We start from the raw sequence: 15,547 nt of genomic DNA, 5'->3' as shown, positions 1-15,547 counted from the left end.
TTCTCTCTCTTTGCTCTTCCATATGCTAGTATAATATGATAGTTTGGACTTAATACATTTCGTGATACGAAGAATAGGTGGATAATATGTTTTTACTAGGGACATTAGTGAATGGGGCCTTAATTATTATTGGTACACTTCTTGGGAAAGTACTTAATCGTATACCGGAGAGTATGAAGGTAACGGTCATGTATGCAATTGGGCTTGCTGTCATGGTTTTAGGATTACAAATGGGATTAAAGAGTGAGAACTTCTTGATCGTCATTCTCAGTCTGGTTATAGGTGCTGTACTGGGAGAAGTATGGGCGCTGGAGGACAAATTAAATAAACTAGGAATGTGGCTTGAACGAAAGCTGGGCTCCTCCACTGGTAAAGGCAGCATATCAGAAGGTTTCGTAACAGCCACCCTTATTTTCGTAATAGGGGCAATGGCTATAATTGGTGCTCTTGATAGCGGAATAAGAGGCGACCATGATGTTCTTTATACAAAGTCTATAATTGATGGATTCACTTCCATTATTTTAACAACTACTCTGGGGATAGGAGTACTTTTTTCAGCAGTTCCTGTTATGCTTTATGAAGGGTTAATTGCTCTTTTTGCTACTCAAATTGATACCATTGTTCCCAAGGCATTAATGGATCAGTTCATTACGGAAATGACGGCTACCGGAGGAGTCATGATCTTCGCTATTGGACTCAACCTTACGGGGATGACTAAAATAAAGGTAGCCAACTTTTTGCCGGGGATTTTGGTTACGGGCCTAATTGTTTCCATCATCTATCAATATCATCACTTTTTCTAAAATGTAAAGAAAACGTAATAAGAAATTAAAATAATATTAGTATAATAAAAAACAGGATTGGACCGCGGCTCCTTCCTGTTTTTTATATATAAAATGTAATATATCGGTAATTTTAATTTGTCTGTTCTTGTTCTCTGTTCCAATTAATTTCTGCCCAATTAACTTTTTTGGGATAGTGCTGGCTTGCATTATAAATGCCATTGGCAATTGTTTTTGCCATCTTTAAGACAAGACTCAAACGAGTGTTTTGGAGCACAAAGAACTCCATAAAGCCACTCACATTCACAATACCGGTTATATGCATGTCTCCAACCTCAGGAAGTTCCTTGTTTACTCCGGCACCAGGTTTGACTGGTCCCTCACCGAGCTGAATAAAGCCAACACTCTTAAAGCGGCCCAGACAGGCATCAATACCGATTATAAAGGGGTGGAAGTGCTTCTCTTTTATTTCTTTTAACTTTTCTGCAAGATTAACAGCATGGATAGGATCCTCAAGAGTCCCATATACAAAAAAAGATTTTGGATTTTTTTCCTCCAGCAGAGTTCCCACTAGCGGACCTAATGAATCTCCGGTAGAACGGTCAGTGCCTATACACACTATCACGATTGGACGGCTAGTCAGAGCAGGCAAATGAGAAATTAGCTCGTTAGAAAGCCTATCAGCTGCCTGGTGATCATCATGAAGAATCCTTGCGCTGGCCCTCCTGTCAAAAAAGGTTTGTTTTAGATTCATCAAGTCCACTCCTTATTTTTAATAGTAACAGTATACGGAAAATTAATGTAATGTATACATACCTGTAATACAATTTAACTAAACCAGTGAAAAAAGAAGGATGGTATTAAAGTAAGGGGAAAAAGTTCCATTTACCTTGGAAAAAAAAGATTAATATGAGCGGATTTTACACGTCCAGCAATAAAATTGATAAAATAGACTTGCACATATAAAGTAAGATAAAGAAACAGCAAAGAAGGTGGAGAAATGGATTCTATTTCAACTGATATTCATACGGCCTCCAAAACATTCCTGAATGAAGGAATGTGGATTGCTATTGGCCAGGGATTTATTAAAATTATAGCCATTATTTTTATTTCGGGGCTCATAATCCGTATTGGAAGGCTTGCCATACACAATACATTTAAATTAAGAAATAAGTCTCCGCTCAGGGTGTCGGAAAGACGGGAAACAACTCTTGAAAAGCTTCTTGATAATGTTGTTTCTTATGTAGTTTATTTCATTGCTTTTATGATGATTTTATCGACCCTTACAATTGATGTAAAAGCACTTCTGGCAGGTGCTGGGATTGTTGGCTTAGCCATAGGTTTTGGAGCACAAAATCTTGTCAAGGATATAATATCTGGCTTTTTCATTATTTTTGAGGACCAATTTTCAGTAGGTGACCATATAAAGGTTGGTCAGTTTGAAGGTAATGTGGAAGCGATTGGTTTGCGTACTACAAAAATAAAGAATTGGACTGGGGAACTCCATATTCTTCCGAATGGGAGCATCTCACAGGTTACCAATTTTTCATTGAATAATAGTGTGGGTGTAGTGGATGTAGGAATAGCCTACGAAGAAGATATTGATAAAGCTGAAAAGGTTATTACAGAGCTTCTTGAAAAGCTGCCGGAGCAATATGAACAATTAATTAAAGCTCCTGAATTACTTGGAGTACAAAATCTTGGACCGTCAGAAATTGTACTAAGAATAGTAGCAGAAACTTTGCCGATGCAGCATTTTTATATTGCGAGAATGATTCGTAAAGAGATTAAGATAGCACTTGATGAAAATGGAATTGAAATTCCGTTCCCAAGGCTTGTTATGTATTCAAGGCAGGATGAGGGAAAGGAACCGGGAAGAGAATAACAATTTTTTTCGAACCATCTTTACCATTGATTGCAGGGGGGAAATGAAATGGAACAAAAAGAATTTTTTCTAAATGATGTGGTTGAGATGAAAAAGCCCCATCCATGCGGAGCAAACCGCTGGAAGGTAATACGCCTGGGAGCAGACATCCGTATTAAATGTGAGGGCTGCGGACATAGCGTGATGATTCCAAGAAGGGAATTTACAAGAAAAATAAAAAAAATACTTGAACGGCACGAAGCAGAATAAACTTCGTGCTTTTTTTTTATCTTATTCTGTATTAATCTTATAAAGAAACTGAAGTTTACCAATTTTTTAGGGGAATGGAAACTACAAATTCTACTGTAAAAAGGACCAGATTTTTGCCGATAAGGTAAATGCGGAATCTTTATATAAAGAAATAAGTCAAATGGGGGTGGGGGAAATGAATGAAGTATATCAGTCCGCCTGTCCGTTAAACTGCTGGGACAGCTGCGGTTTCAAGGTAACCGTGGATAAGGGCAAGGTAATAAAGGTAGATGGGGATCCTAATCATCCTATTACAAAAGGGAAAATATGTGGCCGTGGCCGTATGCTTGAAGCACGGACCAATTCCTCTGAACGTCTATTGTATCCCCTAAAAAAAGTGAATGGTGTGTTTGAAAGAATTTCCTGGGAAAAGGCACTTGATGAAATTTCCGAACACATGAAGGAAATCAAAGAACAATTCGGCCCACTTGCCGTTCTTCACAGCCATGATTATGCAAATAATGGCGTTCTTAAGAACCTTGATCAAAGGTTTTTTAACTGTTTTGGCGGTGTAACTGAACTTAAGGGTTCGCTTTGCTGGGGAGCTGGAATTGAAGCGCAAAAATGGGACTTTGGCGATGCATACAGTCATGGACCTGAAGATGTTTTAAATAGCAAAAATATTATTGTTTGGGGCCGGAATGTTTCCAGAACCAATATGCACTTCTACCAGACTCTTCAAAAAGCAAAGCTTCAGGGAGCCCGCTTATTCGTGATCGATCCTATTTTTAATCCAACTGCTAAAATAGCAGATCAATATATTTCTATAAAGGCTGGAATGGACGGTTTTCTTGCTGCAGGCATAAGTAAAGAAATGCTCCGCCTTGGCCTGGAGGACCGGAAATTTTTGAACAGCTTTACCGAAGGTTTTGAAGGATTTTCAGAATTGCTTAATGGGATTTCGCTCCAAGAAATAAGCGAAATAACAGAAGTACCAGCTGAGGAGATAACAAAGCTTGCCTATATATTCGCAGATAAACCGACCTCAATTTATATGGGGCTTGGTATGCAGCGCTATAAGAATGGCGGAAATACTATCCGTTTGATTGATGCCCTTGCTGCTATTAGCGGTAATATTGGTATTAAGGGCGGGGGAGCAAACTATGCCAATCTCCAGGTAGGCCAAAGTTTCCAATATAATGAGTTAAGCTTATCAAACAGAAAAACTGGCCAACGCCAATTCACCATTATGAAGCAGGCAGAAGAGATTCTCGCTGCAAAAAGTCCTCCTATTCAAATGATTATTGTTACATGCGGTAACCCGCTTACTCAAGTTCCCGATAGTAATATTGTTAAAGAGGCATTTTTATCCGTCCCTAACCTTGTAGTTATTGATCACTATATGACAGATACCGCAATGATGGCGGATTATGTACTGCCAGCGGCTACTTCCTTTGAGGAAGAGGACCTTTATTATTCTTCTATGTACCATCACTATGTTAATTACGGACCAAAGTTAACTGACCCTCCTGGTGAGGCAAAGCCGGATTTATGGATCTGGACGGAACTAGCTAAAAGAATGGGCTTTGGCAGTGATTTTGATTATACAAGAGATCAGTGGCTGCAAATGTCGCTTGCGCTTTTAGAAGCAAATGGAATTACAGTTGAACAAATAAAACAAGAACACTTTACTGAGCTTCCAGTAAAAGAGATTCCCTGGAGTGACAAAAAGTTTAAGACTCCTTCAGGAAAATATGAGTTCACTTCCAAGCTTGGACAATTAAAAGGAGACAATGGTTTCTTAAAGCTTTCTTTCCCTGAGGAATCCAAGTGGGCAAATCCGGAATTAGCGAAAAAATATCCATACTCTCTTTTAACTATTCATCCCCAGAAATCCAATCATTCGCAGAATTATCATCTTTTTGCCAAGGAGCCTGCAGTGAAAGTGGAAGCAGCCAAGAATATTGCTGATCGCCTTGGGCTGCAAGAGGGTGATGAAGTTCGTGTTTGGAACGATCGGGGAGAAATAAAAGGTACCCTATCTATCTTAAAAAAGGCTCATCCAGACACCATTAATATTGATGAAGGTATTTGGAGCAAATTTGGCGGCTCTGTTAATCTGCTTACATCAAGCGGAGAATCCGACAATGGACTTGGCAGCATTTTATATGACTGCCTTGTTAATATTGAAAAGTGGGAAACTAAAACTGCATCATATTAAGAAAGTGAAATTCCTAGCAGGGTTTAAGATAGAAACTGCCATTTATAGGCAGTTTTTATTTGTTTGTTTATCCCCCAATCTGGTGACTTTCCTGCTTGATTGTCGCTGCTAGCGCTCACTTTCCGAGGGCACACCGGGAGTCTGTCAAACTTCAGCCCCTAGACTCCCTCAAGATTATTTCTGGCCCCTCCAGAAGCTTGTTGAGGCTGAAAACAAGGCACTTTTGTTCATCTTTCTCCTCGCAGCTGTACGCCCGCGGGATCTCCGCAATTTAATATATTTGCAAAATCAACATTGTAAATTTTAGGCTGTTAAGGTATTTGTGACATTCACTTTTAAAAAAAGCATATAACAATTTTAATTGCAGAGTGTACTTTTCAGCAATGCTTGTCTTTTTAGGTGTGAATGCCTATAATTGTGAGAGGATTTTTAAACCTTTTGAGACATAATGTTTTTTCATAGATATGATTGAATAAGAGGAGTGAAACAGGAATGGCACTAACAGCAGGTATTGTCGGTTTGCCGAACGTAGGTAAATCTACTTTGTTTAATGCAATAACACAGGCGGGAGCAGAGTCTGCCAACTATCCTTTCTGTACGATTGATCCAAACGTAGGGATTGTAGAGGTTCCGGACCACCGCTTAACTAAATTAACAGAATTAATTCAGCCTAAAAAGACCGTGCCAACTACCTTTGAATTTACGGATATTGCCGGAATTGTAAAGGGTGCTAGTAAGGGTGAAGGTCTTGGAAATAAATTTTTATCGCATATCCGTGAGGTAGACGCAATTTGTCAGGTAGTCCGCTGCTTTGCTGATGAAAATATTACCCATGTATCAGGTAAAGTAGATCCGATTGATGATATTACAACCATCAATTTGGAATTAATTCTTGCGGATCTAGAATCAGTTGAAAAAAGAATTGGCCGTGTAGAAAAACTGGCAAAACAAAAGGATAAAGATGCTGCAGCTGAATTTGAGGTCCTTTCCATGCTAAAAGAAGCATTTGAACAGGAAACTCCTGCCCGGGCAGTTGAATTTACAGATGATCAGCTTAAAGTTGCAAAAAATCTGCACCTCCTTACTATTAAGCCTGTTCTTTACGTAGCTAACGTATCTGAAGAAGAGGTAGCAAGTCCTGACGACAATGAGTACGTTCAACAGGTTCGTGAATTTGCAGCAAAAGAAAATGCAGAGGTTATTGTGATCTGTGCAAAAATAGAATCTGAAATTGCCGAGCTCGAGGGTGAAGAAAAGGAAATGTTCTTGTCTGAACTTGGAATTGAAGAGTCCGGCCTTGATCAATTAATTCGCAAAGCATATAGTCTGCTTGGATTGGCTACATATTTCACAGCTGGTGTTCAGGAAGTCCGTGCCTGGACCTTCCGTAAAGGTATGAAAGCACCTCAATGTGCGGGTATTATTCACTCTGACTTTGAAAGAGGTTTTATCCGTGCCGAAACTGTTTCGTATGATGACCTGATGGCTGGGGGATCAATGAATGCAGCCAAGGAAGCTGGTAAAGTAAGACTTGAAGGAAAAGAATACGAAGTAAAAGACGGAGATATCATCCACTTCCGGTTTAATGTATAATGCGATAACCCCGCAGATTTTATCTGCGGGGTTAATTTTTTTAAAACAGCGAGTTTTCGTCTTTGAAAAGCTTTTGGTGACAGCTAGGTGATTCTTGGTGCAGATAGTGCCAGCCCAAACGTCGCTTAATAGGCGCTTTCGCTTTTCTCCATTGCATAATGGAAAACACTATGCTATAATTTTAACTTGTGAGTAATGTTTAATTGCTCCTTGCCCATTCTGGGCCGTTTAGACCAAAAGGAGGTGAATGTGATGAGAAAGTACGAAGTTATGTACATCATCCGCCCAAATATTGAAGATGAAGCCAAAAAAGCTCTTGTTGAGCGTTTTAACACAATCCTTACAGATAATGGTGCGGAAAGTGCTGAAACAAAAGATTGGGGTAAACGCCGTCTTGCATATGAAATCAATGATTTCCGCGACGGATACTACCAATTAGTGAATGTAACCGCTAATGCTGCTGCAGTGGAAGAATTTTCACGTTTAGCAAAAATCAGCGAAGATATCATTCGCCATCTTATTATTAAAGTTGAAGCATAAAATCAATCAATCGATATAAAAAGTGGCTGGATAAATGTTCCTCATGGAACGTTTTCCGGAAGAAAAGGAGTTGATTCTGATGATGAATCGTGTCGTTCTTGTCGGCCGTTTAACAAAGGATCCTGAACTGCGCTACACTCCGAACGGTGTTCCTGTTGCTACTTTTACTTTAGCTGTAAATCGTGCATTTACGAATCAGCAGGGCGAAAGAGAAGCAGACTTCATTAATTGTGTAGTTTGGCGCCGTCCGGCAGAAAATGTGGCTAACTTTTTGAAAAAAGGAAGTCTTGCAGGTGTCGATGGCCGTGTGCAAACACGCAGCTATGAAGGACAAGATGGGAAACGCGTATACGTAACGGAGATTTTAGCAGAAAGTGTTCAATTCCTTGAACCTAAAAATGCTTCTGGCGGTAATGCTGGAGCGAAACCTGAGAACGAGCGGTTTGGCGGTTCAAGAGAACAGGGCAATCCTTTCGGAGGCGGCAATCAGAATCAGCGTTCCAACGGTAACAGTAATCAAGGTTATACAAGAATGGATGAGGATCCGTTTGCAGGAAGCGGTCAGATCGATATCTCAGACGATGATCTGCCATTTTAACCTTTCATTTAACGGACGAATATCAAAATGAAGGAGGGAAATACCATGGCAATGGGAGGACGTAAAGGCGGTCGCGCTAAGCGCCGTAAAGTGTGCTATTTTACAGCTCACGGAATTACACACATCGACTATAAAGATGTAGATCTTCTTAAAAAATTCATTTCTGAACGCGGTAAAATCTTACCTCGTCGTGTAACTGGAACTCACGCTAAATATCAGCGTAAACTTACAATCGCTATTAAGCGTGCACGTATGATGGCATTATTACCATATGTTTCAGGTGAATAAGTAATTGCAAGTAAAAAGGCAGTAGGGGCATTCCTTACTGCCTTTTTTTATTCTTAGCTAATCATATGTATATATTCCCGAACGCGCTATGGCTAAGGACAAGGTCGGCTTCATCAGCTTTAGCTTCGCACAAAGGAAAAGCACAGTTTTTACAAGGAAGGTCTATCAAGTGCTCCTGCGCCACCGCTTTTTCAAAGAAGCTTATGTTCAGCTCGTCGCAAAGCTGCATGTTGTCAGAACAGAGAAGCTGATACAGGAAGTTTACTCAGGTAGTAGCGTCGCTGAACGGGCGCTTGCGCTTTTCTTTTATAATTCCAATAGTTGAATACAGGTGCCTATGTAGCTAAAATATAGGTTAAGATACATAACAACAAGAAGAAGCTTATGAGGTGAAATGTTGAAAAATACTCGTCAGTTAACGGAAGGTGCTGTCCTGCTGGCAGCATTCGCTATTATATTATTGTTAACACTTTATGTGCCTTTTTTAGGAGCAATAATTATCTTTTTTCTGCCTCTTCCGTTTATGCTATTTACAGCAAAGTATAACTTTAAAGGGATAATAGTCTTTTTAGCCGCAGCAGTGATTATTTCAATAATAATCTCGGGAATTTGGGGTATTGTTTACCTGCTTCTTTTTGGCGCAACAGGAGCGGTAATGGGTTACTTGATTCAAAAGAATAAAAGCCGTCCATTTATATTACTAATTAGCACTGTTACTTTTTTAATAAGTACCGTAGCTCTTTATGCTATAAGTGTAGGCCTATTTCATATGAATTTCATTCAGCAATTCAATGATTCTGTTAATGAATCATTGAAAATAACCACTAGAATGTTAAAAGGTATGGGCCAAGGGTCTCAGGCGGACAAAGTAACAAAGCAATACAAAGACATGATTGTGACAATAAAAACTATTTTTCCAAGTTTGTTTGTCCTATCGTCGTTGTTTACAGTTTATATTTTACAGATTGTCAACTTCCCAATTTTAAAAAGACTTGGAATTACCATTCCTGTCGGGAAGCCTTTTAGAGAGCTTACCCTACCACGGAGCCTTTTATGGTACTATATAATTGCATTGGGAGCGAATTTAATTTTTCATCCTGCTGCAGGAACGTATTGGCACGCAGTGGTTATTAATTTATTTTATGTATTATCTCTACTAATGTTTTTGCAGGGCCTTTTTGTCCTATACTATCTTTTTCATAAACGGTCTATATCCAGGGGATTCCAGATTATCGTTACAATTCTTATCTTTGTGGTTCCAATATTTCTTTATGTTGTTTCTTTATTAGGTATAATTGACTTAGGTTTTGATTTTAGAAAACGTAGGGAAAATAAACAGTAAGAATTCCACTATTAATTAGGAGCTGGAAAGATGCCTGCATTTTTAGAAAAACGATCTATTCGTTATCCTTTTTATGGACTACTGGGCGTAGCTTTATTGCTCCTTTGCGTCCTGTTTTTATATAATTGGATTCTTGCCCTGGCTGGCCTCCTGCTCATTACTTTGCCTGTTTACTATATGTTTCATATTGATAACCGGCAGCGTAAAGAAATGGAGGAGTATATAACAACTCTTTCATACAGGGTAAAACGAGTGGGTGAAGAGGCGTTAATGGGAATGCCAATTGGGATTATGCTCATTAACGACGAATATTATATTGAATGGACTAACCCTTTCCTAGCCTCCTGTTTTGACGAGGATACGCTTGTAGGCCGGTCACTTTACGATGTTGCAGATGCTTTGATTCCTTTAATCAAGCAGGAAGTTGAAACGGAAATTATCACACTCCATGACCGTAAGTTTCGTGTCATACATAAACCAGAGGAAAGGCTCCTCTACTTCTTTGATGTTACAGAGCAAACAGAAATTGAAAAGCTATATCGAGAGGAAAGGACAGCCATAGCTATTATTTTTCTCGATAATTATGAAGAACTCACTCAGGGTATGGATGACCAGATGCGCAGCAGTATCAACAATCTGGTTACTTCCATTTTGAATAAGTGGGCCCAGGATAATGGGATCTTTTTAAAAAGGATATCCTCCGAGCGTTTTATCGGAGTGTTTAATGAACACATATTACAGGGGCTCGAAAAAGCGAAGTTTTCCATTCTTGACGAGGTTAGGGAATTAACATCAAAACAAAATGTTTCGCTGACATTAAGTATTGGTGTAGGCACCGGTGTTTCCTCCCTTCCTGAGCTTGGCACCCTTGCCCAATCCAGCCTTGACCTTGCGCTGGGAAGAGGGGGAGACCAGGCGGCTATTAAACAGTCAAATGGAAAGGTTAAGTTTTTTGGAGGGAAAACGAATCCAATTGAAAAAAGAACCAGGGTTAGGGCACGGGTTATTTCACACGCTCTTAAGGAGTTAATTGCTGAAAGTGATAAAGTCATTATTATGGGCCATAAAAGTCCCGATATGGATGCAATTGGTTCTGCCATTGGAATCCAAAAGGTAGCCCAGGTCAACCAGCGGGAAGGCTATATAGTTGTTAATTTTGATGAGATAGATACGGGTGTTAAACGGCTTGTAGAGGAAATCAGGCAGCATGGTGATTTATATACACATTTTATTAGTCCAGAAGAAGCACTTGAGATTGCTACCGATGATACTTTATTGGTTGTTGTCGATACCCATAAGCCATCTCTTGTCATTGATGAAAGACTTTTAAACAGAATTGATAATGTAGTCGTTATTGACCACCACCGAAGAGGTGAGGATTTTATTAAAAATCCTTTGCTAGTCTACATGGAACCTTATGCATCTTCAACAGCGGAACTCGTAACCGAGCTGCTCGAGTATCAGCCAAAGCGCGGCAAAATTGATATGCTGGAAGCTACTGCATTACTTGCAGGAATTATTGTTGATACGAAAAGCTTTACTTTGCGTACGGGTTCAAGAACCTTTGATGCAGCATCTTATTTAAGGGCACAGGGAGCAGATACAGTATTAGTACAGAAATTCTTAAAAGAAGATGTCGAAACCTATATTAAACGTTCTAAATTGATTGAATCTGTGATTTTCTATCGTGATGGTCTTGCCATTGCTAAAGGGCAAGAAAATGAGTTATTTGATCAGGTTCTTATCGCCCAGGCTGCAGATACGTTATTAACAATGGACGGGGTACAAGCCTCTTTTGTTCTTTCAAAAAGAAGCCCAGAGATGGTCGGCGTCAGTGCAAGATCACTTGGGGATGTAAATGTACAGGTTATCATGGAAAGCCTGCATGGCGGAGGGCACTTAACAAATGCTGCTACCCAAATGACTGGAGTTTCCATTGAGGGAGCCGAGGAGCAGCTTAAACAGGCTATAGATGAATACTTTGGAGGAGGAAAAAAAGAATGAAGGTAATTTTTCTTAAAGATGTAAAGGGTAAAGGAAAAAAAGGGGAAGTTAAAAATGTAGCTGACGGCTATGCACAAAATTTTCTTTTTAAACAAGGCCTAGCTGTAGAAGCAAATCAGGCTAATACAAGTTCTCTGGAAGCCCAAAAGAAGAAAGAAGAAAAAGAAGCAGCTGCAGAACTAGAAGAAGCAAAAAAATTAAAAGAAATACTTGAAAAAACGACTGTTGAATTAACAGCAAAAGCAGGTGAAGGCGGAAGGATTTTTGGATCTATAACAACAAAGCAAATTGCTGAAGAATTAAATAAAAAGCATGGAATTAAAATTGATAAAAGAAAAATGGAGCTTGAGGATGCCATCCGTACATTGGGGCATATAAAGGTTCCTGTAAGGCTTTATCACGATGTTACAGCATCGTTAACTGTCCATGTAAAAGAAGTAAACTAATTTTGGCAGTGCGATTACTGTCGAAAACGTGCTAAAATAGAATAGTTGAGATAAAAAGTGATCGGTACTGGCTGGTCACTTTTTTTCTAGTGGATTTCTATCATTACTTTTTAAAATATAGATTTATTCTGGTAAATGGGAGGTTGGCAGGATGAGTGAATTATTGGCAGACCGTCTTCCGCCGCAAAATATTGAGGCTGAACAGGCTGTCCTTGGAGCAATCTTCCTGGAGCCATCAGCATTAACTATGGCTTCGGAAATGCTTATTCCTGAAGATTTTTATCGAGCAGCCCATCAAAAGATATTTAATGCTATGCTCAGTCTGAATGATCATGGTAAAGCGGTTGATTTGATTACGGTAACAGAAGAATTGGCAGCATCCAAACTCCTTGAAGATACAGGTGGGGTAAGCTATCTCAGTGAACTGGCAGGTTCTGTGCCTACAGCAGCCAATATTGAATATTATGCGAGAATAGTAGGAGAAAAGTCGCTCCTGCGCCGCTTAATCCGTACAGCAACAGAAATTGCCCAGGATGGCTATACTCGTGAGGATGAAGTTGAAGCTCTCTTAAGTGAGGCAGAAAAAAATATAATGGAAGTGGCCCAGCGTAAAAATGCGGGTGCTTTTCATAATATAAAGGACGTTTTGGTCCGGACCTACGACAATATTGAACAAATGCACAACCGAAAAGGGGATATTACTGGAATTGAGACTGGCTTTAGGGAGTTAGACCGCATGACAGCCGGATTTCAGCGAAATGATTTAATCATTGTTGGTGCCCGTCCTTCTGTTGGTAAAACTGCATTTGCGCTTAATATTGCCCAAAACGTTGCGATTAAAACTGGAGAAAATGTTGCCATTTTCAGCCTTGAGATGGGTGCAGAGCAGCTTGTTATGCGTATACTGTGCGCAGAAGGCAATATTGACGCCCAAAGGCTTAGAACCGGTTCCTTGACTGATGAAGACTGGGCAAAGCTAACCATGGCTATGGGAAGCCTTTCGAATGCAGGGATTTTTATTGATGATACCCCAGGGGTCAGAATTAGTGATATACGTTCTAAATGCAGACGTCTGAAGCAGGAGCATGGCCTGGGAATGATTTTGATTGATTACCTCCAGCTCATACTGGGCAGCGGACGCAGCGGTGAAAACCGCCAGCAGGAAGTATCAGAAATTTCCCGTTCATTAAAGCAATTAGCCCGTGAATTGCAAGTTCCCGTTATTGCGTTATCACAGCTTTCCCGTGGAGTGGAACAGCGGCAGGATAAACGCCCAATGATGTCTGATATCCGTGAATCCGGAAGTATTGAGCAGGATGCTGATATCGTGGCCTTCCTTTATCGCGATGACTATTATGATAAAGAATCTGAGAATAAAAACATTATCGAAATCATTATAGCAAAACAGCGTAACGGCCCTACTGGTACCGTCCAGCTTGCATTTGTTAAAGAATATAATAAATTCGTAAACTTAGAGAATCGATTTGATGACTCGGCGATTCCACCTGGAGCATAAAGGCTGCCCGTTAAGGAGCAGCCTTTTTTTATATTGGCTCTGTTAAAGCTCATTGTGACTCCTCGGAAACGCTGTCGCATTTCCTTCGTGTGTGGGCGATTTCAAGGGAGCTATTTAATGTCCTGCGGGAAAAACGGCCCCAGGAGAGACTGCAAAGGTGCAAAGCGTCGAGGAGAAAGAATAACGGATGCACCACCTTATTTAGTCCCGACAAGCGCTGGAGGGACTTACGATGAAGGCAAAATTACTTCAACGTCGGGACTGAAGCGACCTCGAAGGGCTAAGCTAAGAATTTTGATAGGCACCGGACCGCCCGCGGAAAGCAGCACCGTTAGTGAAAATCGCACAGGCCAGATTAACAAAGCCTTTATATTAAAAGTTTAATATTTTTACGAACATATATTTAAAGATTACTATTAATGTTCGTATTTTGTTGACTTTGACTACTGCGAATTGGTAAACTAATGAAGGAATTTATGATTTTGCGTACTTACTAAATATAAGGTTAAATACCCGGAGGTGCTTTTAATGTCTTCAGTAGTAGTAGTTGGAACACAATGGGGCGATGAAGGAAAAGGAAAAATCACTGACTTCCTTTCTGAAAATGCAGAAGTAATTGCCCGTTACCAGGGTGGAAATAATGCAGGCCATACAATTCGTTTTGGCGGGGAAACTTATAAATTGCATTTAATTCCTTCAGGTATTTTTTATAAAGATAAAATAAGCGTTATTGGTAATGGTATGGTAGTCGATCCCAAGGCACTTGTGAAGGAATTGGCTTATTTGCTCGAAAAGGGCGTTACAGCTGATAATCTTCGTATCAGTAATCGTGCACATGTCATCCTTCCTTATCACTTAAAATTGGACGAAGTGGAAGAGGAAAGTAAAGGCGCCAATAAAATCGGAACTACGAAAAAAGGAATCGGGCCTGCCTATATGGATAAAGCAGCACGGGTAGGCATTAGAATAGCGGACTTGTTAGACCGTAAGTCTTTTGAAGAAAAACTTGCCCGCAACCTTCAGGAAAAGAACCGTTTATTTGAGAAAATTTATGAAACACAAGGATTTACCATTGAAGAAATTCTTGATGAGTACTACGAATATGGTCAGCAGATTAAAAAGTATGTTTGCGATACTTCCGTTGTTTTAAATGATGCTCTGGACGAAGGCCGTCGTGTTTTATTTGAAGGTGCTCAGGGTGTTATGCTCGATATTGACCAGGGAACCTACCCGTTTGTTACATCTTCCAACCCTGTAGCAGGAGGAGTAACTATTGGATCAGGAGTTGGCCCTACCAAGATCACTCATGTTGTGGGCGTTTGTAAGGCCTATACATCACGAGTAGGAGACGGACCGTTCCCTACCGAGCTAAATAATGAGATTGGCAACCAGATCCGCGAAGTGGGCCGTGAGTATGGCACTACAACAGGCCGTCCTCGCCGTGTGGGATGGTTTGACAGTGTGGTTGTCCGCCATGCTCGCCGTGTCAGCGGTATTACCGATTTATCTTTAAACTCAATTGATGTTTTGACAGGGATTGAAACGCTAAAGATTTGTATCGCATATCGGTATAAGGGAGAAATTATTAATGAGTTTCCTGCAAGCCTGAACGTGATCTCTGAATGTGAGCCGGTTTATGAAGAGCTGCCAGGGTGGACGGAAGATATTACAGGTGTTAAAACTCTTGATGAACTTCCTGTTAATGCCCGCCATTATATTGAGCGTGTATCACAGCTGACAGGAATCCCTCTTTCAACTTTCTCAGTTGGACCGGATCGTAACCAGACAAATGTTGTTCGCAGTCCTTGGAGACAGAACTAAATAAATTTGGGATTAATTCCTGGTCGGGTCATAGTGGCCCGGCCTTTTTTCTGACTTGCTGGGGAGAAGGATGGGCATACAAGTTTAAAGTTAGCCATAAGGCTTGGCGGACAGGCATTTACTTCCCTGATGGGGCATTTCTTTTACGAATCGTGCATTCTTTACGAGAGTTCGTGCATTCTTTGTAAGAAATCGTGCATTCTTTGAGTCAAGTCCTATTAATTGTGTAAAATCAAATGCAAGTGTTTTCAACTAAAAATTGTGGGGTGTGATCCAAACCCTT

14 protein-coding genes are annotated in these 15,547 nt (G+C 40.2%); 13 read left to right on the top strand and 1 reads right to left on the bottom strand.

The genetic code is table 11. The features are described 5' to 3' along the window. Positions 1-86 precede the first annotated feature (86 nt). Complete coding sequence (locus tag G8761_RS23905; protein ID WP_166030456.1) at positions 87-803, top strand: DUF554 domain-containing protein; 717 nt, start codon at positions 87-89, stop codon at positions 801-803. A 112-nt stretch (positions 804-915) separates the two neighbouring features. On the opposite strand, the gene yyaC is transcribed toward G8761_RS23905, so the two are convergent. Then, entirely contained in the window at positions 916-1,536 is a 621-nt protein-coding gene (yyaC, locus tag G8761_RS23900) for a spore protease YyaC (protein ID WP_166030455.1), read from the bottom strand. 246 nt (positions 1,537-1,782) lie between these two features. Here yyaC and G8761_RS23895 point away from each other — a divergent pair, with 246 nt between their 5' ends. From G8761_RS23895 to G8761_RS23840, 12 genes are all read left to right on the top strand, one after another. Further along, complete coding sequence (locus tag G8761_RS23895; RefSeq protein WP_166030454.1) at positions 1,783-2,667, top strand: mechanosensitive ion channel family protein; 885 nt, start codon at positions 1,783-1,785, stop codon at positions 2,665-2,667. Between the two features lie 48 nt (positions 2,668-2,715). Continuing rightward, positions 2,716-2,916 (top strand): DUF951 domain-containing protein, encoded by a 201-nt coding sequence (locus tag G8761_RS23890; protein WP_166030453.1) that lies wholly within the window; start codon positions 2,716-2,718, stop codon positions 2,914-2,916. A gap of 175 nt (positions 2,917-3,091) precedes the next feature. Then, the gene (locus tag G8761_RS23885) at positions 3,092-5,116 is read left to right on the top strand and encodes a molybdopterin-dependent oxidoreductase (RefSeq protein WP_166030452.1); all 2,025 of its coding nucleotides are present in this window, start codon (positions 3,092-3,094) and stop codon (positions 5,114-5,116) included. A 492-nt stretch (positions 5,117-5,608) separates the two neighbouring features. Then, a complete protein-coding gene (gene ychF / locus G8761_RS23880; RefSeq protein WP_166030451.1) occupies positions 5,609-6,709 on the top strand; it encodes a redox-regulated ATPase YchF in 1,101 nt (366 codons plus the stop codon). A gap of 252 nt (positions 6,710-6,961) precedes the next feature. Next, entirely contained in the window at positions 6,962-7,249 is a 288-nt protein-coding gene (gene rpsF, locus G8761_RS23875; protein WP_166030450.1) for a 30S ribosomal protein S6, read from the top strand. A gap of 79 nt (positions 7,250-7,328) precedes the next feature. Then, on the top strand, positions 7,329-7,847 hold the full coding sequence (ssb, locus tag G8761_RS23870; protein WP_166030449.1) for a single-stranded DNA-binding protein: 519 nt from the start codon (positions 7,329-7,331) through the stop codon (positions 7,845-7,847). A gap of 51 nt (positions 7,848-7,898) precedes the next feature. Then, complete coding sequence (rpsR, locus tag G8761_RS23865; RefSeq protein ID WP_027320394.1) at positions 7,899-8,135, top strand: 30S ribosomal protein S18; 237 nt, start codon at positions 7,899-7,901, stop codon at positions 8,133-8,135. 394 nt (positions 8,136-8,529) lie between these two features. Beyond that, positions 8,530-9,477, top strand: a complete 948-nt coding sequence (locus tag G8761_RS23860; protein WP_166030448.1) for a YybS family protein — start codon at positions 8,530-8,532, stop codon at positions 9,475-9,477. Between the two features lie 30 nt (positions 9,478-9,507). Further along, positions 9,508-11,481 carry a DHH family phosphoesterase gene (locus G8761_RS23855; protein WP_166030447.1) on the top strand — a complete coding sequence of 658 codons (1,974 nt, stop codon included), beginning with the start codon at positions 9,508-9,510 and terminating at the stop codon, positions 11,479-11,481. After that, positions 11,478-11,927: a 50S ribosomal protein L9 gene (rplI, locus tag G8761_RS23850; protein ID WP_166030446.1), complete on the top strand. Its 450-nt coding sequence runs from the start codon at positions 11,478-11,480 to the stop codon at positions 11,925-11,927. Before G8761_RS23855 ends, rplI begins: the two co-directional genes overlap by 4 nt. A 151-nt stretch (positions 11,928-12,078) precedes the next feature. Then, positions 12,079-13,443 (top strand): replicative DNA helicase, encoded by a 1,365-nt coding sequence (gene dnaB, locus G8761_RS23845; RefSeq protein ID WP_166030445.1) that lies wholly within the window; start codon positions 12,079-12,081, stop codon positions 13,441-13,443. 528 nt (positions 13,444-13,971) lie between these two features. Continuing rightward, the gene (locus G8761_RS23840) at positions 13,972-15,264 is read left to right on the top strand and encodes an adenylosuccinate synthase (RefSeq protein ID WP_166030444.1); all 1,293 of its coding nucleotides are present in this window, start codon (positions 13,972-13,974) and stop codon (positions 15,262-15,264) included. Positions 15,265-15,547: the final 283 nt, after the last annotated feature.

Origin of the sequence: Neobacillus terrae (genome assembly GCF_011393025.1) — a bacterium.
In the GTDB taxonomy this organism is placed as follows: Bacteria; Bacillota; Bacilli; order Bacillales; family Cytobacillaceae; genus Neobacillus_A; species Neobacillus_A terrae.
Note: the sequence above shows the minus strand (reverse complement) of the source record. Positions and strands in the feature narration are given on the sequence as shown.

Coding starts and splice junctions, on each gene's coding strand:
- G8761_RS23885 (WP_166030452.1), top strand. CDS start 3,092: ATGAATGAAGTATATCAGTCCGCCTGTCCGTTAAACTGCTGGGACAGC.
- G8761_RS23860 (WP_166030448.1), top strand. CDS start 8,530: ATGTTGAAAAATACTCGTCAGTTAACGGAAGGTGCTGTCCTGCTGGCA.
- rplI (WP_166030446.1), top strand. CDS start 11,478: ATGAAGGTAATTTTTCTTAAAGATGTAAAGGGTAAAGGAAAAAAAGGG.
- G8761_RS23840 (WP_166030444.1), top strand. CDS start 13,972: ATGTCTTCAGTAGTAGTAGTTGGAACACAATGGGGCGATGAAGGAAAA.
- rpsR (WP_027320394.1), top strand. CDS start 7,899: ATGGGAGGACGTAAAGGCGGTCGCGCTAAGCGCCGTAAAGTGTGCTAT.
- rpsF (WP_166030450.1), top strand. CDS start 6,962: ATGAGAAAGTACGAAGTTATGTACATCATCCGCCCAAATATTGAAGAT.
- yyaC (WP_166030455.1), bottom strand. CDS start 1,536: ATGAATCTAAAACAAACCTTTTTTGACAGGAGGGCCAGCGCAAGGATT.
- ychF (WP_166030451.1), top strand. CDS start 5,609: ATGGCACTAACAGCAGGTATTGTCGGTTTGCCGAACGTAGGTAAATCT.
- dnaB (WP_166030445.1), top strand. CDS start 12,079: ATGAGTGAATTATTGGCAGACCGTCTTCCGCCGCAAAATATTGAGGCT.
- G8761_RS23895 (WP_166030454.1), top strand. CDS start 1,783: ATGGATTCTATTTCAACTGATATTCATACGGCCTCCAAAACATTCCTG.
- ssb (WP_166030449.1), top strand. CDS start 7,329: ATGATGAATCGTGTCGTTCTTGTCGGCCGTTTAACAAAGGATCCTGAA.
- G8761_RS23890 (WP_166030453.1), top strand. CDS start 2,716: ATGGAACAAAAAGAATTTTTTCTAAATGATGTGGTTGAGATGAAAAAG.
- G8761_RS23855 (WP_166030447.1), top strand. CDS start 9,508: ATGCCTGCATTTTTAGAAAAACGATCTATTCGTTATCCTTTTTATGGA.
- G8761_RS23905 (WP_166030456.1), top strand. CDS start 87: ATGTTTTTACTAGGGACATTAGTGAATGGGGCCTTAATTATTATTGGT.